Below are 18,383 nucleotides of genomic sequence, written 5' to 3' on the forward strand. Positions count from 1 at the left end.
ACCACGTCGCGCGCACCGCGGCGATGACCTCCGAGGTAATTGTGCCGCCGCACGGCGACGGACACGCTTGCCGTAACGCGCTCGATCGAAGCGCCAGACACAGGGAGGAACCATGACCGACGTCAAGACCGCTGCCCCGAAGTTCAGTGCGGAGCTGTGGGCCGCGTACTGGGCCGCGCCCACCATGTCGCGGGGCTTCGACATTCTGGCCGACGACATCGTCGGCTACTGGCCGGGTGACCCGGAGCCGGTGCGGGGAGTCGAAGCGTACACGGCGAAGATCGCCGAAATACTGGACGCCGCACCGGATCTGCGCCTCGAATTAGTCGACAGCGCAACCGTTCCCGGTCCCGCCGAGGGCGAGGAACTGGTGTACTTGCACTACGTCGGTGAGGGCACCGGCCCCGCCGGACCGTTCCGGATTCGCGGCCTCGACCGGGTCCGCAGCCGCGACGGGTTGGTCGTGGAGAACGTCATCCGCTACGACCCGCTCTTCCTCGATCAGCGCTGACGCGCGGCGGCCCGCCTAGAGGGCGGGATTGCCGACGATGCAGAACACGTTGCCCTCGGGGTCGGCCAGCACCACCCAGCGGAAGTTCTCGCCGAAGTTGTGCCGGCCGACCTCCTTGGCCCCGGCGGCCGTCAGCCGCGACACTTCGGCGTCGATGTCGGCCGCACTCAAATCGAGGTGCACCCGGTTCTTTCCCGGGGTGGGATCGGGCACTTTCTGGAACCCGAGCCGCAGCCCTTCGGGGAAGGTCACGGCGGTGAACTCGTCGGCGAGGATGACGTGTGTCTTGCCACCGAACTGCTCGGCCCACCAGCCGGCCAGGCTCGCGGGGTCGCCGCAGTCGAAGGTGACCATTTCTACGTTGAAGGTCATGCCCGGATCGTAGGTCAGCGCGGCGACAAAAACGCTTGCAGTGCGGCCGAATACGCGGCCACGTCCTGCGCCCCCATCAACTCGCGCGCCGAGTGCATCGCGAGCTGGGCAGCGCCGACGTCGACGGTGGGGATGCCGGTCCGCGCCGACGCCAGCGGCCCGATGGTCGACCCGCACGGCAGGTCGGCGCGGTGCTCGTAGCGCTGCAGCCCCACACCGGCCTGCCGGCAAGCCAGTGCGAACACCGCGGCCGTGCGTCCGTCGGTGGCGTAGCGCAGATTGGGATGCACTTTGAGCACCGGGCCACCGTTGACGTCGATCGGATGCCCCGGCTCGTGCCGCTCCGGGTAGTTGGGGTGGGTGGCGTGTGCCATGTCCGCCGAGGCCAGCAGCGACGCCGGCAGGCGCCGCAAGTAATCTTCCCGCCCGCCACCGGCGGCGAGCACGATCCGTTCCAGGACGGTGCTCAGCAGGTTGGATTGTGCGCCGCGGTCGGAGGACGAACCGACCTCCTCGTGGTCGAAGAGCACCAGCACCGGGAGGAAACCGCGCGGCTCCGCGGCCAGCAGGGCCTCCACTCCCGCATAGCAACTGGCCTGGTTGTCCAGCCGCGGCGCGCTCACCAGGTCGCCATCGGCGCCGATGACCGCGGACGGGGTCAGATCGTGCGTCATCAGGTCGGCCGACAGCACGTCGACCGCGGCCACCCCCGAGCGGTCGGCGACGTAGTCGACGAAGGACGCGGCGCCGTCGCCGACTCCCCATACCGCGTTGACGTGTCGTTGCGGGTCCAGCGTGAGCGACTTGCGGTCCTCGGCCAGGTGGATGGCCAGCTGCGGCACCCGCAGGATCGGATCGTCGATCCGCACCAGCCGCTGCACGGCCCGGTCGCCGTCGCGGACCGACAACCGCCCGCTGATGCCCAGGTCTCGGTCCAGCCAGGAATTGAGCCACGCGCCCCCGTACGGCTCCAGCGCCACCACCCGCCAGCCGGCGACCACGCGATCCGGATGCTGCTTGACCCGTAGGTTCGGGCTGTCGGTGTGGGCGCCAACGATCCGAAACGGCCCGTCGGCGCCGGCCGAGTTCCAGGCGGCCAGCGAGCCGGCGCGGACGATGAAGTAGCGACCGGGCTGCGCGGGCCAGCTGTCGGCTTCGCTCAGTTCGGTGTATCCGGCGTCGACCAGCCGTCCGGCCACCGTGGCGCAAACATGAAACGGCGACGGAGAGGCGTCGATGAATTCGCAGAGGCCTGCGGCGCTTGCCGACATATTGAACATCATGGCTGTCGGCGACGGCGCAGTTCCCGATAGGGTCGCCCATGTGCCTCCGGTACAGCCGCAGCCCATCCTCGCGCCGTTGACGCCCGCGGCAATCTTTCTCGTGGTCACCATCGACGACGGCGGCGAAGCGACCGTGCACGACGCGCTGCCGGATCTGTCCGGGCTGGTGCGCGCCATCGGCTTCCGCGATCCGACCAAACGCTTGTCGGTCATCGCCTCGATCGGCTCCGACGCCTGGGACCGCTTGTTTTCCGGGCCGCGACCCGCCGAGCTGCATACCTTCGTCGAGCTGACCGGCCCGCGGCACACCGCCCCGGCCACGCCCGGCGATCTGCTGTTTCACATTCGGGCCGAGACGATGGACGTGTGTTTCGAGCTGGCCGGGCGCATCCTCAAGTCGATGGCGGGTGCGGTCACCGTCGTCGACGAGGTGCACGGCTTCCGGTTCTTCGACAACCGCGACCTGCTCGGCTTCGTCGACGGCACCGAAAATCCGGATGGCCCAATTGCCGTCAGCGCCACCGCGATCGGCGGCGAGGACCCCGACTTCGCCGGCTCGTGCTACGTCCACGTGCAGAAGTACGTGCACGACATGGCGTCGTGGGACTCGCTGTCGGTCACCGAGCAGGAGCACGTGATCGGGCGAACCAAGCTGGAAGACATCGAGCTCGACGATGACGTCAAGCCGCGGAACTCGCATATCGCGCTGAACGTGATTACCGACGACGGCACCGAACTGAAGATCGTGCGGCACAACATGCCGTTCGGTGAACTCGGCAAGGACGAGTACGGCACGTACTTCATCGGCTATTCGCGAACACCCGAGGTCACCGAACAGATGCTGCGCAACATGTTCCTCGGGGATCCGCCGGGCAACACCGACCGCATCCTGGATTTCTCAACCGCGGTGACCGGCGGCCTGTTCTTCTCTCCCACCGTGGATTTCCTCGACGACCCGCCCCCGCTGCCCGCCCCGCTGGCGACGGAACGACCCGCCGCATCTTTGCCTGACCCAGCCTCTAATGGCTCACTTTCGATCGGCAGCATGAAAGGACCCATCGGATGATCAACAACCTCTACCGCGATCTGGCACCGGTCACCGACGTCGCTTGGGCCGAAATCGAATTGGAGGCGACGCGCACGTTCAAACGGCATATCGCCGGGCGCCGGGTGGTCGATGTCAGCGAGCCCGGTGGGCCCGTCACCGCCGCGGTCAGCACCGGTCGGCTGATCGACGTCAAGGCACCCACCGACGGTGTTGTCGCCCACCTTCGGGCCAGCAAACCCCTTGTCCGGCTGCGGGTTCCGTTCACATTGTCTCGCTCCGAGATCGACGATGTGGAGCGCGGCGCCAACGACTCCGACTGGGACCCGGTCAAGGATGCCGCCAAGAAGCTGGCGTTCGTCGAGGACCGCACCATCTTCGAGGGCTACGCCGCCGCGTCGATCGAGGGCATCCGCAGCGCCAGCTCCAACAAGCCGCTGACATTGCCCGAGGACCCTCGAGACATGCCGGATGCCATCTCGCAGGCGTTGACCGAGCTGCGGCTTGCCGGTGTCGACGGCCCCTACTCGGTGCTGCTATCCGCCGGCGTCTACACGAAGGTCAGCGAGACCACCGAACACGGATATCCGATCCGCGAACACCTGAACCGGTTGGTGGACGGCGACATCATCTGGGCGCCGGCCATCGACGGCGCCTTCGTCTTGACCACTCGCGGTGGAGATTTCGACCTGCAACTGGGGACCGACGTCGCCATCGGCTACAGCAATCACGACGCCGACACCGTGCAGCTCTACCTGCAGGAGACCCTGACGTTCCTGTGCTACACCGCCGAGGCATCGGTCGCGCTCGGCGCGTAATGGCACGCCAGCAACGCTATCCGATCCGGGTGCTGACGATCGGGAACGCGCCGGCTGGGCCCAACAGCCGCGGCGGGATGGCGACGGTGATGCGATTGCTGAGCGAAGACACGGACCAACGGTTTCTGATCACCCTCGTGCCCACCTATATCGACGCCGCACTGGGGGCGCGGCTGTGGACGGGAGTGACCGGCATCCTCAAGGCATCCGGGCTGCTACTGTTCGGCTTCGCCGACGTGCTGCACGCCCATTTTTCCTTGCGCGGCAGCGTCGTTCGCAAGGCCGTGCCGTTGTTCATCGCTCGGCTCCGCGGCGTCCCGACCATTGTCCACTGCCATAGCTCGCACTTTTTCACCTGGCTCGACGAGCTGCCGCCGCTCCTGCGCCGCGCCGTTCGCGCGGCGCTGCACGCCGACTATTCGGTGGTGCTCGGTCAATCCCATCTCAGGGAGTCGTGCGTGCGCCTCGGATTCGACGAGTCCAACACCCGAGTGCTCTACAACCCCGTGGTGATGCCCGCGATCGCACCGGCGCCGCGTCCCCGAGGGCCGGTACGAGTGGTGTCGCTCGGTAGGTTGGGCCCCAACAAGGGAAGCTACGACCTTGTTCGTGCGATCGGCATGCTGCCCAACGATATTCGGGCCAACTTGCGGGTCACGCTGGCCGGCGACGGGGAGGTAGACCAGGTGCGCGAGTTCGTCCGCACCAGCGCACTCGACGACACCGTGGACGTCGTCGGCTGGGTGGACTCGGTCGAGAGGGACCGGCTGCTGGCCGAATCGGCGATCTTCGTGTTGCCCAGCTACAGCGAGGGCCTTCCGATGGCGGTGCTGGAGGCGATGGCCAACGGCGTGGTCCCGGTGACCACGGCGGTGGGCGCGATTCCGGAGGTGATTGTCGACGGGCAAAACGGTGTGCTGGTCAGCCCCGGCGATCCGCGCCAGTTGGCCGAGGCGCTGCAATCCCTGATCGTCGATGCCGCGTTGCGCGACCGCCTCGCCGCGGCCGCCCACGCGCGTGCCGGCGAGTTCGACATCGTCCGCTGGCGGGAGGCGCTGCACGACTTGTGGCTCGACGCCGCGACACGGTGACGCCGGCCGCTCAGCCGGCGGCGGCCATCCCGCGGCTGCCGCCCCGCCGGCGCGGCAGCCCGCCGGAAACCAAGAGCCGGAAATAGTCGAACGACGCATCACTGCCCACCGCCAACCGCGGCAAGGCCAGCGGGTCGGAGCGACGATCGGCGAATCCCGGTGTGGTCGACAACGCAAAGCGCACGCCGCGGCGGCGCAGCACGTCTTTGGCGCGGTCGTCGAAATCCCGTGGCCGACCGTTGGGGTAAGCGAAAATTGCTGGTGCCCAACCGGTCTCACGCTCCAGCGCCGCGCAGGACTCCGTGATCTCACGCTCGAGCTTGTCATCACCGCAGCGGGCGAGAATCGGGTGGGTCACCGAGTGCGGATACAGCGCCACCAGGCCGTCGTCGACCATCTCCCGCGCTTCGTGCCAGGAAAGCATCCGGAAGGGGCCCCCATCGCCGTCGCGATAGCCCAGCGCGTCGAGTATTTCCTCCAACCGCGCGATCCGCTGCGCGTCGGGTAGGTCTTTCAACCGTTCGACCGCGGCCGCGTAGACCTTGCCGCGGTTGGTCGTGTCGGCGAGCGAACGAGCGCCCAGACCCAGCGCGGCCAGATCGACCTCGCCCGCGGTGGTGCGGGCGATCGCCAGCCAAAGCCGGTCGGGCCACAGGGTTTCGTCACTGTCCATCGGGCCGGTCGCCAGAAACACCGCCGCGGGCAACTTCAACTCGCGCAGGACGGGGACCGCGTGGGTGGCAAGGTTGCGGGTGCCGTCGTCGAACGTGATCGCCATCGCGCGCGGCGGCAGCGTCCCCGCCCACAGGCGATCGAGGGCCTCCTCGAGCGCGAGGACGTTGAAGTGCTCGCGGAGGTATTCCAGTCGACGGCGGTACTGCGCCGCACCGAGCACATGCCAGCAGGCCGGCGAGAGCGGTTCGTCTTGCACGCCGTGGAACATCACGATGCCAAGCACGTCGCGGTGTCGCCGCCGGGTTAGCGCCGGGACCCCCGCGGCGCACAGCAGTCCGGCCGCGATGTTCTTGAGTCTTGCCATTAACTGTCGAACTTTAGGCTTTCGTGGCTAAAGGTCGAGGACGAGGTCGCTTTCTGGAGCCGCCGAGCAAATAAGGACCGTTCCCCGCCCCGGCGGCTCCAACGGCGCCTGGACGTACGTTGTTGTCCCGGCGACAACTCCGGTCTCACACACATGACAGACGCCGCTTCGGCATGAGAATCGGCTTGGCACATCGCAGGCCTCGGCCAAGTCGAGGATATTGGCGTAATCGGCGGACCAGTTGACGGTGAGCCCGCTGCGGGAGAAGGTGATCGACGGTCCGGTGCCTGGCGGTCCCGCGGGCGGGTGCGGCGGCGTGCGTGCAGCCCCCGCGACGACGCCGGGGTTGATCGGCGGTAGCGCACCGAACAATTCGCTGTGAATGCGCGCAGGGTCGAGCCCGGCTGCGGTGAGGGCGTCGCGCGTGTCCGACATGAATTGTATTGGGCCGCAGAGATACACCGCAGCATCGGTCGGCAACCCTAGCGATGCGATGGTCGCCGCATCCGGACGTCCCTGCGTCTGCGTGTAGAACACCAGCTGGCGGGCGTGCGGCAACGACTTGACGAGGGTCGTGACTTCCGTTGCAAAGGCCTGGGTTTCGTGGCTGCGGGTGGTGTGCAGCCACCAGATGTCGCGGTTACTGTGGGCAGCCGACAGCGTATGCAACATCGCCAATACCGGTGTAATGCCGATTCCCGCCGAGACCAGGACCACCGGAGTGCGTTCCTCGGTCAGATAGAAGTCGCCGCGCGGGGCGGCGGCCTCGACGATGGATCCGGGTTCAGCATGGGCGTGCAGCCAGCGGCTCACCAGGCCGTGATCTTCGCGCTTGACGCTGATGCGGTAGTCCCCCGCGCTGGGGTCACCCGACAGGGAGTAGCTACGCGTTGGCGTCGGCTTGGCGGCGCCGGGGATTCGCACGGTCAGGTACTGGCCGGGAAGCGGTCGGGGCAGCGAACTGCCATCGTCGGCTTGCAGGCGGATCGACATCACCTGCGGGCTTTCCCGGGTTATCGCGCTGACTCGCAGCGGGCGAAAACCATTCCATCCCGGCTCGATTCCGACCGGCGGTGCGGTCTCGCTCGCTGAGCCGTCACGAAGCATGTCCCGGAATGACTGCTGCCAGCCGGGGCTGAGCGCCGGAACGTCAACCACCTTGCGCAGCTGTCCGATATTGCGGTTCGGCAGATACAACAGCGCGTCGACGTCGGCAACGCTGAGTTCGTGGCGGCCACGCCGGACCCGCACGATGTCGTCACCGGCACGGACATGGCCCTCGGTGATGACCCGGAAGTAGAATCCCGGGCGGTGCTGGGACACAAGCAGATTGGGCATTTCCGGTTCGTCGAGGCGCAGTCCGACCCGGAAGCATGTGACGCGCGGCTGGGTGACCTCGAACTCCCCCTCACCTATTCGGTAGCGGTCACCGATGCAGACTTCGTGGTCGGATAGCCCAGCAATGGTGAAATTCTCTCCGAAGTGACCGGGCGCCAGGTCTTCGCGATTCAGGTAGGTCTTCCAGAAGTCGTAGGACTCCGTCTGGTACACCATGACGGCGCGTTGCTCGCCGCCGTGGCCGGCCAAGTCACCCTGGCCGTCGCCGTCGATGTTGAGGCGACGCACCATGACGGGTCCTTCGACCGGGGTTTTCCATATCCCGGTGTACACGGTCTTATCCCGCCATTGCACGTTTTTGGGCATGCCCACGTTGACCGAAACAAGCTTGCCCACCGTGTCTCCTCTTGCTCACGCGGCGAAGCTATTGGGATAGCTGACCCACAGTATTCCCCGCCCGCCGAGCGGTCAACGTCTGCGGGGACTATTGCGAGCCGCTGATTTTGATGCATACTGGGATGCACATCCCAGAAACTGCGCCGCAGGAGGCACCCATGCCGGGCGTTCATCATCGGTTCACCACCGTGGAAGGCCGTCGGCTGTTCTTCCGTGAAGCTGGCGAGGCGGGCGCGGCTGTGTTGGTCCTGTTGCACGGATTTCCGACCAGTTCCTACATGTATCGGCACCTGATTCCGGCGCTCGCCGACCGCTATCGCGTGATCGCCCCGGACCACCTGGGCTTCGGGCTCTCGGACGCGCCCAGTGTCGAGGAGTTCGATTACACCTTCGATGCGCTCACCGACCTGACCGCGGGCCTGCTGCAGAGCTTGGGCATCGATCGGTACGCAATGTACGTGCAGGACTATGGCGCCCCCATCGGCTGGCGACTGGCGCTTCGTGAGCCGTCTGCCATCACCGCGATCATCAGCCAGAATGGCAACGCGTACGACGCCGGGTTCGTCGAGAGCTTCTGGAAGGTCGTGCAGGCCTACCAACATGAACCGACGGCCGAGACCGAGGCCCCGGTACGGCAATTCCTCACCTTGGAAGCCACCCGATGGCAGTACGTCACCGGCGTACCCGACGAGACGCTGGTCGACCCGGAGTCGTGGTATCACGACTACGCGCTGATATCCCGGCCCGGCAACGACCTGGTGCAGCTAAAACTGCTGCGGGACTACGCGACCAACGCGGCGCTATACCCTCGCGTGCACGAATACTTCCGGGACAGCCGCGTGCCGCTGCTGGCCGTGTGGGGTCGCGGTGACGAAATCTTCGGCCCGGCCGGCGCCGAGGCGTTCGCCGATGACCTCCCCGACGCCGAAATTCATCTGCTCGACGGCGGCCATTTCCTGCTGGAGTCCGCGCTGGACGACGTCGCCGAGCTGATCCGCAACTTCCTCGCCAAGCACCTGTCCACCTGACGAGGCGCGCTGACGGCGCATTCCAGCAATGGGCTGGATATCCCATAATTTGAGGCGCTCGCAAGTTAGCCTGACGCGATGGTCCATCCCGATGTTCAAGACGAACAACGGTTGACCGCCAAGGGGCGTGCCACCCGCGACAGGATCGTGCAGGCCGCCGCCGAGCTGATCGTCACCCAGGGGCTGTCGGCCTCGAACATGGAGAACGTGCGCAGGGCGGCGTCGGTCAGTGGTTCTCAGCTCGCGCACTACTTCGCCGACAAGAGCGCGCTGATTCGCGCGGTCGTCAGGCGGCAGATCGGCGTGGTGCTCGCCTTTCATCGGCAGCACAAGCTCGGGGACCTGGACTCGTTCGACGACTTCGAACGGTGGATCGATCTCAACATGCGTTACCTACGCCGCATCGGAACCTCCGGTGGCACACCGACATACCATGCCCTGGCCGCGCAGCTGGTGAAGTCCGACGACACTATTCGAGCCACATTGGCGGCAGGCTACTGGCAGTGGGTCGAACAGCTCGAAGCAGCCATTCAGCGGATGAAAGATCATGGCGTTGTCGACGCGAACGCCGATCCGCGGCAGTTGGCGTTGGTCATCGTCAGCGCTCATCAGGGTGGCGGCACGTTGGCGTTTACCTATCGGGCGGAGTGGCCACACGCCGATGCCACGCGGTTCGCCGTCAACTATCTTCGGATGTTCGCCACCGATCCGGCTCAACGAGTGCCGCGTCCGGCACGACGTCCCCGTCGTCGGCGCCGCGCGACCTAGGCGCATGCGACCGATGCCAAGGCGCGCCGTGAACCAAGACAGCACACCGCGATTCACCCGCAAAGGACTGGCGACCCGGTCACGTATCGTCGGCGTCGCCGCCCGGCTCATGTTCGAGCGGGGCGTTGCCAATACCACCATCGACGAGGTGCGCAACGCGGCCGGGGTCGGCGGGTCGCAGATCTCGCACTATTTTCGTGACAAACGCGATCTGACCCGCCAGGTCATCGCCGCGCGACGAGACGATGTGATGGCGTTTCACACCCGACCTCAGCTCGGCGCGCTCGACACTTTCGAGGCGCTGCAAGCGTGGGCCGATGCATGTGTGGGCGACATCGACACCGTCTACCGGCGGGGCGGGTGCGTCTACGGCTCGCTAGCCGGCGAACTGATCGACGCCGACGACGAAATTCGCGACGATCTCGCCGACGGGTACGACGCGTGGCTTGAGCTATTCCAGACGGGCCTGACGGCGATGCGGCGCCGTGGCGATCTGCACTCCGACGCAGACCCGCGACACCTGGCTGCGTCGCTGGTCGTCGCGCACCAGGGTGGCGCCATGCTCACGCATGCCACCGGTGACGCGGAACCGCTGCGGGTCGCCGTCAACGCGGCCGTCGACTACGTGCGCTCCTTCGCGGCTACTCCCGCGCCTCGTCACGGGCGATCGACCTTGGCGCGGCGCGCACGCAAATCGTGAGCGACCACGCCACGCTCGCCGTGCGATATCAACGCCCTTCGCCCGCAGCCCTTTTCGGTGTGGGAATGTCCGGTCGTAGGTAGCCAACGAGACATAGGGAAATCAGGGCCATACCCGCCACCGGCCATCTCAGCGCGATCACCGCCGCCGCGGTGAAGACACCGATCGTAATGACCGATCTCATTCGCAGCATCCGCCGCATGAGCTCCGAAACGTCCTCATGGGCGGGCCGATCGACGGCCTCCCAACAGAGTGCGACGTAGGTGACATTCACGAGGACGAAGACGCCCGCATACAGCGCCACGGGGGCCGCCGCCAGCCTGCTATCGGCGATCCACTCGGTGGTAAACGGGATCAGCGACACCGAGAAAAGATGCGCGAAGTTCGACCACACCAGTCGTGGGGTCGCGGTCTCCGCGTAGTTGAAGAGGTGATGGTGATTGACCCAGACGATCGCGATGAACAAATAGCTGACCACATAGCTCAGACCCGTGGGCCACAGCGGCAACAAGGCACTGAAGCTGTGGGCGGACGGCGGCTTGAGTTCGAGGACCAGGATGGTGATGAGCACCGCGAATACGCCGTCGGAAAACTGCCTCACCCGTTCCGGGGTGGTTTGTCGCACGGCCACCGTTTCCTCCCGCCTCGTTCGGGCCCCATTGCCTCATCCATTATGTTGGCCCGGCCCGGGAGGGCGGTACCGCTTCGGCAACGGTGACGAAGGGCCTAGACAAATCTGGGTGATTCCGCCCATAATATTGGGTTAGACGACCCATTAAGTTCTTGCCGACGATACTAAATTAACTGCCGCACTGCGGCTCGCTTTCCCAATATCCGAAGCCGGACTAACGATTTGGAAATGAGACAGGGTGATGGCCACACCGCATACGGCGCCCGCGGTAGTGCGCGAACAGCCCGGCGGGGAAGGCATGCGGGCGATCATCCTGAAAGGGTTCGGCGGGCTTGACAGCCTGGTCTACGCCGACATCCCCAAGCCGTTGCCCAAGAACGGCGAGGTCGTGATCAAGGTGCAAGGGTTCGGCATCAACCACGCCGAGATGCACATGCGTCGGGGCGAATGGGCGGAAGCCGCGGAAGTCAGCGGCATCGAATGCGTCGGCACCGTCGACTCGTGCCCGGGCGGGGAATTTCCGGTCGGCGCCAAGGTGGCGGCGCTAATGGGCGGCCTGGGGCGAACCATCAATGGCAGCTATGCCGAATACACCCGAGTGCGCGCCGCCAACGTCGCCCTCATCGAATCCGACCTACCCTGGTCCGATTTGGCGGCACTACCCGAAACCTATGCGACCGCTTGGACGTGTCTGTTCCGCAACCTCAACCTCGCGGCGGGACAGACCCTCGTATTGCGCGGCGCCACGTCATCGTTCGGCCAGGCGGCCCTCAAGATGGCGGTCGCCGCCGAGGCGCGCGTCATCGCGACCACGCGCAGCTCCAAGCGCATTTCCATGCTGGAGAATTTGGGCGCCGCGCGCGTGGAATTGGAGCGGCCCGACCTGGCGGCTCACATCGCCGAATCAAAGCAGATCGACGCGGTCCTCGACTTGGTGGGCAACAGCACCATCCTCGACTCCCTCGACATGCTGCGCCGCGGCGGCTCGGCGTGCCTGGCGGGATGGTTGGGCGGACTGGATCCCATCGGGGACTTCAACCCGCTGCTACGCATGGCCAGCGGGGTGAACCTGAACTTCTTCGGAAGCTTTGTCTTCGGGACTCCCGGCTTCCCGCTTTCCGACGTGCCGCTACAAGACATCGCACGGCAGGTGGCCGAGGGCAGGCTCGACGCAAAGCCGGCGCGCGTCTTCACTTTCGATCAAATTCATGAAGCGCACCGAGTCATGGAGGCGGGGGAGGCCGGCGGAAAGATGGTCGTTGTCATGAACTGACGCCGACCACCGCTTTTGGGAAGTTTCGCGAGAGGGAGGACATGACGATGGGTTTGGCATGGCAACAAGGTCCACTGGCCACCAGTTCGATCGGACACTTTCTCACCGAGCTGCCCATGCCGCCGCGCCTGCTGTATGCGGAGCCGTTGCGCCGCCGCATGCGGGTGTGCTTCGCCGACAGATGGGTCGCCGACAGCGAGGATGTCATCCTGCTCCACGAGCCGGGCCGTTACCCGGTGGCCTATTTCCCGTCCATCGATGTCGAACCGGACATCCTTGTCAATGAGGACCGGGTCACTCAACACCAAGACCTCGGGGCCACAAAGTGGTTCACCGTGAAGGTTGCGCAGCGAGAGGCCAACCACGCTGCCTGGCAGCACACCGGCTTGCCACAACATGCGGCCATTCTCGATGGGCGACTGGCGTTCGCCTGGCGCGCCATGGACGCCTTCTATGAAGAGAACGACCGCATCGTCGGGCACGCCGCCGATGCCTATCACCGCATAGACATCCGCTCTACTTCACGGCATCTCGTCGTCCAGGATGGCGAGCAGGTGATCGCCGACACCAACCACCCACTGGCGCTGTATGAATCGGGCTTTGCACCCCGGTGGTATGTTCCACGCGAGGATATCGACGAAGCCGCCCTCAAACTCATTGATATACAGACGTTTTGCCCCTACAAGGGGATATGTTCCTATTACGACATCGGCAGCCACAGGCGCGCCGCGTGGTCCTACATCAACGCCTGGCCCGAAGTAGGGCGGGTAACCAATCTGGTGTCCTTCGAGCCCGACAAGATCGATGTCTATCTCGACGGAAAACAGCTGCAGCTCGAGCCGGGCCAAACTGTCATTCCCCATGGTGTTGACCGAGGCCTGGACACTGACGAGGTGCTCGGGAAGGCACACACCGGGATCAGGCAATGAAAGCGCTGCTCGAGGTTGTCATCCTGCCGGTATCAGATCCCGATCGCTCACTGCGCTTTTACCGCGACCAACTCGGCTTCGATCTCGACGTCGACTACGCACCCGCCCCCGGTTTCCGGGTCATCCAGTTGACGCCCCAGGGATCCCACACCTCTATCCAGTTCGGTGCAGGCCTGACTGACGCGCCTCCGGGCTCGGTGCAAGGTCTGTATCTGGTGGTCTCCGACATCGAGAGCTACCGCTCGGAACTGGCGGAGCGCGGGGTGACCGTCGGCGGCATCCGCCACAAGAACACCGACGGCGGCTGGCGAGGGGGATTCCTTCCCGGCCTTGATCCCGAACGCGCCGATTACGCCAGCTTTGCCGATTTCCACGACCCCGATGGCAATGCGTGGGTGCTCCAAGAACGCAACCACCAGCCGGCATGAACCTAGAGCACCCGCCCTCTGTCCTCGTATTCGACGTGAACGAGACGCTGGTCGATATCGATTCCCTCGCACCGCTTTTCACGGACTTGTTCGGCGACGAGCGGGTGCTGCGTGAATGGTTTGGACAGCTCGTCATGTACTCGATGGCCACGACGTTGGCGGAGAACTACGTGAACTTCTCCACCCTGGCCCAGGGCGTGCTGCGCATGCTGGGTGACATCTACGAGGTGGGAGTCACCGACGACGATCTGCTCCGCCTGAAGTCGGGTCTGCTGTCGATGCCGCCACACCCAGATGCGGCCGAGGGCCTTGTCAGGTTGCGCGACAATGGTTTTCGACTGGTAACCCTGACCAATTCACCACCCAACCCGGACGGACCGACGGCGCTGCAGCATTCGGGGCTGGCGGGATTCTTCGAACGACAGCTGAGTGTGGACGCCCGCCGCGCCTTCAAGCCGTCGCCGGCGGTGTATCGGTACGTGTGCGAAACGCTCGGGGTGGCGCCCGCGGATTGCATGATGGTGGCCGCCCACGTGTGGGATACCCTCGGCGCCCAAAACGTCGGGTTCAGCGGCGCCCTCATTGCGCGCCCGGGCAACCCACCGCTGCCGGTTGACGGCCTCCCGCAGCCAGACCTGGTGGTACGCGACCTGTGCGAGCTCGCGGAGCGACTCACCACGAGGCCGCGCTAAGCCCGGCTGCCGCGGCATGCTCGAGAGGCAGAATGGAGCGAGATGGCGACATCGGACGGATTTCACCCCGACTTCGACGAGACGACGACGTCGGCCGCACGCAACCGGGTGCACCACATCAGGGCCTCGGACATCAGCTCGGACACCGCGCAGTCGGAAGGACTCAGGCGCTTCGCGGCGCTATCCGGCAAGTCGGTCGGTGCCGAAAAGCTGTGGATGGGTGAGACGCACGCCTTGCCCGAAGCCGTCTCGTCCAACCACCATCACGGCGAATCGGAGACCGCGATCTATGTGAGAAGCGGCTACCCGGAGTTCGTGTTTCACGACGGTGTCCAGGAAGTGCGCATCTCCGCCTCGCCCGGCGACTACGTCTTCATTCCGCCCTACCTGCCGCACCGGGAAGAGAACCCCGATCCGAACACAACGGCGGAAGTCGTGATTGCGCGCAGCACCCAGGAGGCCATCGTCATCAACCTGCCCGCGCTCTATCCGCTCGAAGGTGCTCAGTAGACGGCGATTTCGATCAGGTTCCCGTCGACGTCACGGCAGTAGTGCGATGTCATCGGACCCAATGCGCCGACCTTGGTCACCGGTCCGGCGATCACTTCGACTCGGCAGTTCGCGAGGTGGGCCGGTATCTCGTCGGGCGCGGAGCGGGTGACGAAGCACAAGTCCGCGGAACCGGCCGCTTCGACGGATCCGGTCATCCAGTCGGGGTCGTCGGCCAGCGCGCCGACCGGTCGCAAGTTGATCTTCTGCTCTCCGAAACACAGGGCCGTTCTGTTGGACGGCCCGACCGTCTCTCGCCGCATGCCGAGCACCCGCTCGTACCACGATGCGGTGGCCTCGATGTCGCGGCAATTCAACACGATGTGGTCGAACCGTTGCACCGCTAGTCCCACGGTCAACCCTCCTGATCGGTAAAGCCGCGTCGAATTCGACGCTAGCGCGCGGCCTGCCTCGGCCTTGACCGCTGGGTACGCTTGATGCTAAGCAAGTGCTCAGCAACCCAGGTAGCCGCGGTGGAGGAGGAGACGATGGCGACTGCGCAGCTGGTCTTCGACCCGTTCTCGGAGGAATTCTTCACCGACCCGTACCCCACCTACCGGCGGATGCGCGAGGAGGCGCCCGTCTACTACAGCGAGGAGCACGACTTCTACGCGCTGACCCGCCACAAGGATGTCGCCGCCGCGTTCAAGGACTACGAAACGTATTCGTCGGCGCGCGGGATCGAGCTGTCCATGATCAAGAAAGGCGGGGTCCCGGCGGAGAACAAGTCGATGATCTTCATGGATCCGCCGGAACATCGGCGGATGCGCAGCCTGGTCAACAAGGTATTTACGCCACGCGCGATCACCGCGCTGAAAGACACGGTCACCGAGCTGATCGAGTACCACCTCGGGCGGGTCGACGGCAGGCAATTCGATGTGGTCGCCGACTTCTCAGCGCTTTTTCCCGTCGAAGTGATCAGCACGGTTCTTGGGGTGCCCGCCGAACACCGCCAACAGATCCGGCATTGGGTCGACGCGTCGTTGCACCGCGAGCCCGGCCAGATCGAAATGAACGAAAGCAATTGGGAGGCGGTCACTTCGGTCGGGGCGTTCTACTACAACCTGATTCAGGAACGACGCAAGCAACCGCAGAACGACATGATCAGCGGCCTGATCGCCGCTGAGGTGGAACGTGACGACGGCGGCACCACGAAGCTGGATGATATCGAAATCACGGGATTCGCAACCCTTTTGGGTGCCGCGGGTGCCGAGACCGTCACCAAGCTGGTCGGGAACGCGATCGTGCAGTTCGCTCGCAACCCCGACCAGTGGCAGAAACTGCTCGACGATCGCTCGAAGGTTCCGGCCGCGGTCGAGGAGGTGTTGCGATTCGAGGCGCCGGCACAGTACAACGTCCGCTGTTCGCTCAAAGACGTTCACCTGCACGGGGTGACGATTCCGGCGGGCAAGCCCGTATTCCTGCTGGGCGGCTCAGCCAATCGCGATCCAGAGGCCTTCAGCGACGCCGACAAATTCGACATCGAGCGTGACCGCGGTGAGGCGCAGAATCTCGGTTTCGGCTATGGCGTGCACAGTTGTCTGGGTGCAGCGCTGGCCCGTCTGGAGAGCGCTGTTGCGCTGGAGAAACTGTTGGACCTGATGCCCCGCTACGAGGTGATCTGGGAGGGCTGCAAACGAGTGAGCATGACCAACGTGGCAGGCTGGTCCAACGTTCCGGTGCGAGTGCTGCCCTGACCGAGGCCGGCGTGCTCAGCGAATTCTCAACTGATTCTTCGGTCCCGCCTCGCTCGGCTCAAGGATCCGCATAGCCACCGTCCTCAGCATTGACGGCATGACGAGTGAGCCGCTCTGCGCAGACCTGATCGAACGCTATCTGCGCACGCGCGGCAGCCGCTACTTCCGAGGCGCGCACGATGGCGAATACTTCTACGTCGCCAACACCCGTCCGCGCCGCCTGCATGTACACCTCGAGATCGCGCCCGGGCATCACGACGTGTTGCTCATCCGGGTTGCTCCCGCATGCTTCTTCCCCGCTTCCGACCGGCCCTGGCTGACGCATCTCGCCGACACGTGGAATCGGCAGGATCGCGACGTCACCGCGATCGTGCACAACTCATCCGATCCACAGCGCATCGGTGTCGTCGCACGCCGTTCGCACTGGATCCGGGGCGGGGTGGCCTTCGAGGATTTCGCGACTTTCGTCGATCGCGCGATCGCCGCGGCGATCGAATTCTTCGGCGGGTTGAGCCCGATCGTCGAGCAGTCATCGATGGAAGAGCCGCTGGTGTTGGATGCCGGCTGAACTTTCGGAACCAACTAGTTCGTAGCGCCGCGCCTCTTACCGTCGGGCCATGGCTCGCCGAACTCGGCCCGGAATGCTCCCCACGGGTCGGCGTAGCGGCCGGGCGAATTCCGGTACGCGGCCCGGCGTTTCAGCAACTGACGGGCGACCGGCGAGATAACCCGCAGCGGGTAGCGCTTCCACCCAGCGGCGGCGCGCATCTCGGCGAGCATGTCCGGCCAGGGGTGGCGCTGGAATTTCAAAACTTCCTGAGACCGGGTGGTGTCCATCCAGTCCGTGACGTACCAGTCCTCGTCACTATCGGGGTCGCCGGGCCGCCCCGGCGGCAAGGCATTGACCAGTCCCCGCGCGGCGGCCAATGCCTTTCCGACGTCGCCCTGTCGGAGCAGGTGGGACTCGTCGCCTCCGATGAGCAGAATCTCACCGACAACATCGGCCGTGGTGGCGGTCGCGAACGCGAGCGCCACATCACGGACGTCGACGGTGTGAATGCGTCCGTCGGTCGGCAGCGCGCTTTCCAAGTACGGCGCATCCATATTCAGCGGCATGGCGTCGAGATCGACGCTCATCACGCCGGCGAGACGAAGGATCACCCACTCCAGACCCGAGTCCTGGACCAGGCGCTCGGCCTCGGCCTTGTGCGCTCCGTACACATCCGATGGCGCGATCGGGGTGTCAGCGCGGACCAGCTCCGGATGACGGTGCGGGTTGCGCGAGCCGTGCACGGCGTTGCTCGACGCCTGGATGAACCGCACCGGGTGGGGGCTGGACTGCGCGGCACGCAACAGCGCTGCGGTCGCGTCGACATTGACCCGACGAGCCAGCTCGTGATCACGGTAGATGGAGGGCGGGATCACCGCGGCCAGGTGGATGATCACCGTCGGCGCAGCCTCGGTGACCAGACGGGCGACCTCGTCCGGGTCGGTCAGGTCTGCCCAGCTCGCCTCGGCGCCCGAGGGTAGCGATCCCGCGGCTTTGCGCTGAGCGGGAGTTCCGAGGTCCGTAGCCACCACATCATGGCCATCGGCAACTAGCCGGCGCACTGTCTGCGAGCCGACGAGGCCGAATCCACCTGTGACAAGAACCTTTTCGGTCATTTTCTCCCGAGCGCCCCAGAGCCAGCAAACGGATATGACATTCTCCAAAATAGAGAGTAGCATATGCCGCAAACGCGCTGAGGTTTGGGACCGCCATCGCGCTGGCAATAGCAAATAGCAGGACACGACC

At 65.3% G+C, this 18,383-nt stretch carries 21 protein-coding genes; 14 read left to right on the forward strand and 7 right to left on the reverse strand.

From position 1 onward, the window contains the following. Window positions 1-112: 112 nt before the first annotated feature. Window positions 113-511, forward strand: coding sequence for a nuclear transport factor 2 family protein (locus tag A5745_RS11645; protein ID WP_076116119.1), 399 nt, complete (start codon window positions 113-115; stop codon window positions 509-511). Window positions 512-526: 15 nt separating this feature from the next. Here the strand turns inward: A5745_RS11645 and A5745_RS11650 are convergent, their stop codons facing one another. Then, window positions 527-883 (reverse strand): VOC family protein, encoded by a 357-nt coding sequence (locus A5745_RS11650; protein ID WP_076116120.1) that lies wholly within the window; start codon window positions 881-883, stop codon window positions 527-529. A gap of 14 nt (window positions 884-897) precedes the next feature. Further along, window positions 898-2,154, reverse strand: coding sequence for a M18 family aminopeptidase (locus tag A5745_RS11655; protein WP_170874552.1), 1,257 nt, complete (start codon window positions 2,152-2,154; stop codon window positions 898-900). Window positions 2,155-2,164: 10 nt separating this feature from the next. Here A5745_RS11655 and A5745_RS11660 point away from each other — a divergent pair, with 10 nt between their 5' ends. Genes A5745_RS11660 through A5745_RS11670 form a run of 3 tightly spaced genes read left to right on the forward strand, consistent with a single transcriptional unit; the run spans window position 2,165 to window position 5,120 of the window. Continuing rightward, the gene (locus tag A5745_RS11660; RefSeq protein WP_175879809.1) at window positions 2,165-3,232 is read left to right on the forward strand and encodes a Dyp-type peroxidase; all 1,068 of its coding nucleotides are present in this window, start codon (window positions 2,165-2,167) and stop codon (window positions 3,230-3,232) included. Further along, window positions 3,232-4,029: a family 1 encapsulin nanocompartment shell protein gene (locus tag A5745_RS11665; protein ID WP_076116255.1), complete on the forward strand. Its 798-nt coding sequence runs from the start codon at window positions 3,232-3,234 to the stop codon at window positions 4,027-4,029. Before A5745_RS11660 ends, A5745_RS11665 begins: the two co-directional genes overlap by 1 nt. Then, window positions 4,029-5,120: a glycosyltransferase family 4 protein gene (locus tag A5745_RS11670; RefSeq protein ID WP_076116121.1), complete on the forward strand. Its 1,092-nt coding sequence runs from the start codon at window positions 4,029-4,031 to the stop codon at window positions 5,118-5,120. Before A5745_RS11665 ends, A5745_RS11670 begins: the two co-directional genes overlap by 1 nt. 10 nt (window positions 5,121-5,130) lie before the next feature. Here the strand turns inward: A5745_RS11670 and A5745_RS11675 are convergent, their stop codons facing one another. Further along, on the reverse strand, window positions 5,131-6,159 hold the full coding sequence (locus tag A5745_RS11675) for a polysaccharide deacetylase family protein (RefSeq protein WP_076116122.1): 1,029 nt from the start codon (window positions 6,157-6,159) through the stop codon (window positions 5,131-5,133). 27 nt (window positions 6,160-6,186) lie between these two features. Continuing rightward, window positions 6,187-7,893, reverse strand: coding sequence for an MOSC and FAD-binding oxidoreductase domain-containing protein (locus A5745_RS11680; protein ID WP_076116123.1), 1,707 nt, complete (start codon window positions 7,891-7,893; stop codon window positions 6,187-6,189). A 158-nt stretch (window positions 7,894-8,051) separates the two neighbouring features. Between A5745_RS11680 and A5745_RS11685 the strand changes: the two genes are divergently transcribed. The 3 genes from A5745_RS11685 to A5745_RS11695 all read left to right on the forward strand — a co-directional run bounded on the left by A5745_RS11685 (window position 8,052) and on the right by A5745_RS11695 (window position 10,389). Beyond that, complete coding sequence (locus A5745_RS11685; protein WP_076116257.1) at window positions 8,052-8,921, forward strand: alpha/beta fold hydrolase; 870 nt, start codon at window positions 8,052-8,054, stop codon at window positions 8,919-8,921. A 78-nt stretch (window positions 8,922-8,999) separates the two neighbouring features. Then, window positions 9,000-9,689, forward strand: a complete 690-nt coding sequence (locus tag A5745_RS11690; protein WP_076116124.1) for a TetR/AcrR family transcriptional regulator — start codon at window positions 9,000-9,002, stop codon at window positions 9,687-9,689. 28 nt (window positions 9,690-9,717) lie between these two features. Further along, entirely contained in the window at window positions 9,718-10,389 is a 672-nt protein-coding gene (locus A5745_RS11695) for a TetR/AcrR family transcriptional regulator (RefSeq protein WP_254848551.1), read from the forward strand. A gap of 28 nt (window positions 10,390-10,417) precedes the next feature. Here the strand turns inward: A5745_RS11695 and A5745_RS11700 are convergent, their stop codons facing one another. After that, window positions 10,418-11,020, reverse strand: a complete 603-nt coding sequence (locus A5745_RS11700; RefSeq protein ID WP_254848552.1) for a TMEM175 family protein — start codon at window positions 11,018-11,020, stop codon at window positions 10,418-10,420. 241 nt (window positions 11,021-11,261) lie between these two features. Between A5745_RS11700 and A5745_RS11705 the strand changes: the two genes are divergently transcribed. From A5745_RS11705 to A5745_RS11725, 5 genes are read left to right on the forward strand one after another with little or no spacing between them, the layout of a single operon-like run. After that, window positions 11,262-12,293, forward strand: a complete 1,032-nt coding sequence (locus tag A5745_RS11705) for a zinc-binding alcohol dehydrogenase family protein (RefSeq protein ID WP_076116127.1) — start codon at window positions 11,262-11,264, stop codon at window positions 12,291-12,293. A gap of 47 nt (window positions 12,294-12,340) precedes the next feature. Then, a complete protein-coding gene (locus A5745_RS11710; protein ID WP_076116259.1) occupies window positions 12,341-13,222 on the forward strand; it encodes a DUF427 domain-containing protein in 882 nt (293 codons plus the stop codon). Continuing rightward, window positions 13,219-13,650, forward strand: a complete 432-nt coding sequence (locus A5745_RS11715; protein ID WP_076116128.1) for a VOC family protein — start codon at window positions 13,219-13,221, stop codon at window positions 13,648-13,650. Before A5745_RS11710 ends, A5745_RS11715 begins: the two co-directional genes overlap by 4 nt. Beyond that, window positions 13,647-14,342 carry a haloacid dehalogenase type II gene (locus A5745_RS11720; RefSeq protein WP_076116129.1) on the forward strand — a complete coding sequence of 232 codons (696 nt, stop codon included), beginning with the start codon at window positions 13,647-13,649 and terminating at the stop codon, window positions 14,340-14,342. Before A5745_RS11715 ends, A5745_RS11720 begins: the two co-directional genes overlap by 4 nt. A gap of 42 nt (window positions 14,343-14,384) precedes the next feature. Continuing rightward, window positions 14,385-14,852, forward strand: coding sequence for a cupin domain-containing protein (locus A5745_RS11725; RefSeq protein ID WP_076116130.1), 468 nt, complete (start codon window positions 14,385-14,387; stop codon window positions 14,850-14,852). Here A5745_RS11725 and A5745_RS11730 read toward each other — a convergent pair. Then, window positions 14,846-15,244, reverse strand: coding sequence for a VOC family protein (locus A5745_RS11730; protein WP_076116131.1), 399 nt, complete (start codon window positions 15,242-15,244; stop codon window positions 14,846-14,848). The two genes, A5745_RS11725 and A5745_RS11730, sit on opposite strands and share 7 nt — an antisense overlap. Window positions 15,245-15,379: 135 nt before the next feature. On the opposite strand from A5745_RS11730, the gene A5745_RS11735 reads away from it, so the two are divergent. Next, window positions 15,380-16,588, forward strand: coding sequence for a cytochrome P450 (locus tag A5745_RS11735; protein ID WP_076116262.1), 1,209 nt, complete (start codon window positions 15,380-15,382; stop codon window positions 16,586-16,588). A 97-nt stretch (window positions 16,589-16,685) separates the two neighbouring features. Continuing rightward, a complete protein-coding gene (locus A5745_RS11740) occupies window positions 16,686-17,156 on the forward strand; it encodes a YbjN domain-containing protein (protein ID WP_076116132.1) in 471 nt (156 codons plus the stop codon). 14 nt (window positions 17,157-17,170) lie between these two features. Here A5745_RS11740 and A5745_RS11745 read toward each other — a convergent pair whose 3' ends face one another. Further along, window positions 17,171-18,253 carry an NAD(P)-dependent oxidoreductase gene (locus tag A5745_RS11745; RefSeq protein WP_076116133.1) on the reverse strand — a complete coding sequence of 361 codons (1,083 nt, stop codon included), beginning with the start codon at window positions 18,251-18,253 and terminating at the stop codon, window positions 17,171-17,173. Window positions 18,254-18,383 lie beyond the last annotated feature (130 nt).

The organism is Mycobacterium sp. IS-2888 (genome assembly GCF_001954215.1).
In the GTDB taxonomy this organism is placed as follows: domain Bacteria; phylum Actinomycetota; class Actinomycetes; order Mycobacteriales; family Mycobacteriaceae; genus Mycobacterium.

Bases quoted from the DNA above. Each gene is read 5' to 3' on its own strand.
- A5745_RS11670 (WP_076116121.1), top strand. From the start codon at position 4,029: ATGGCACGCCAGCAACGCTATCCGATCCGGGTGCTGACGATCGGGAAC.
- A5745_RS11740 (WP_076116132.1), top strand. From the start codon at position 16,686: ATGACGAGTGAGCCGCTCTGCGCAGACCTGATCGAACGCTATCTGCGC.
- A5745_RS11645 (WP_076116119.1), top strand. From the start codon at position 113: ATGACCGACGTCAAGACCGCTGCCCCGAAGTTCAGTGCGGAGCTGTGG.
- A5745_RS11660 (WP_175879809.1), top strand. From the start codon at position 2,165: ATGGCTGTCGGCGACGGCGCAGTTCCCGATAGGGTCGCCCATGTGCCT.
- A5745_RS11690 (WP_076116124.1), top strand. From the start codon at position 9,000: ATGGTCCATCCCGATGTTCAAGACGAACAACGGTTGACCGCCAAGGGG.
- A5745_RS11685 (WP_076116257.1), top strand. From the start codon at position 8,052: ATGCCGGGCGTTCATCATCGGTTCACCACCGTGGAAGGCCGTCGGCTG.
- A5745_RS11745 (WP_076116133.1), bottom strand. From the start codon at position 18,253: ATGACCGAAAAGGTTCTTGTCACAGGTGGATTCGGCCTCGTCGGCTCG.
- A5745_RS11675 (WP_076116122.1), bottom strand. From the start codon at position 6,159: ATGGCAAGACTCAAGAACATCGCGGCCGGACTGCTGTGCGCCGCGGGG.
- A5745_RS11735 (WP_076116262.1), top strand. From the start codon at position 15,380: ATGGCGACTGCGCAGCTGGTCTTCGACCCGTTCTCGGAGGAATTCTTC.
- A5745_RS11710 (WP_076116259.1), top strand. From the start codon at position 12,341: ATGGGTTTGGCATGGCAACAAGGTCCACTGGCCACCAGTTCGATCGGA.
- A5745_RS11655 (WP_170874552.1), bottom strand. From the start codon at position 2,154: ATGTCGGCAAGCGCCGCAGGCCTCTGCGAATTCATCGACGCCTCTCCG.
- A5745_RS11720 (WP_076116129.1), top strand. From the start codon at position 13,647: ATGAACCTAGAGCACCCGCCCTCTGTCCTCGTATTCGACGTGAACGAG.
- A5745_RS11715 (WP_076116128.1), top strand. From the start codon at position 13,219: ATGAAAGCGCTGCTCGAGGTTGTCATCCTGCCGGTATCAGATCCCGAT.
- A5745_RS11705 (WP_076116127.1), top strand. From the start codon at position 11,262: ATGGCCACACCGCATACGGCGCCCGCGGTAGTGCGCGAACAGCCCGGC.
- A5745_RS11650 (WP_076116120.1), bottom strand. From the start codon at position 883: ATGACCTTCAACGTAGAAATGGTCACCTTCGACTGCGGCGACCCCGCG.
- A5745_RS11725 (WP_076116130.1), top strand. From the start codon at position 14,385: ATGGCGACATCGGACGGATTTCACCCCGACTTCGACGAGACGACGACG.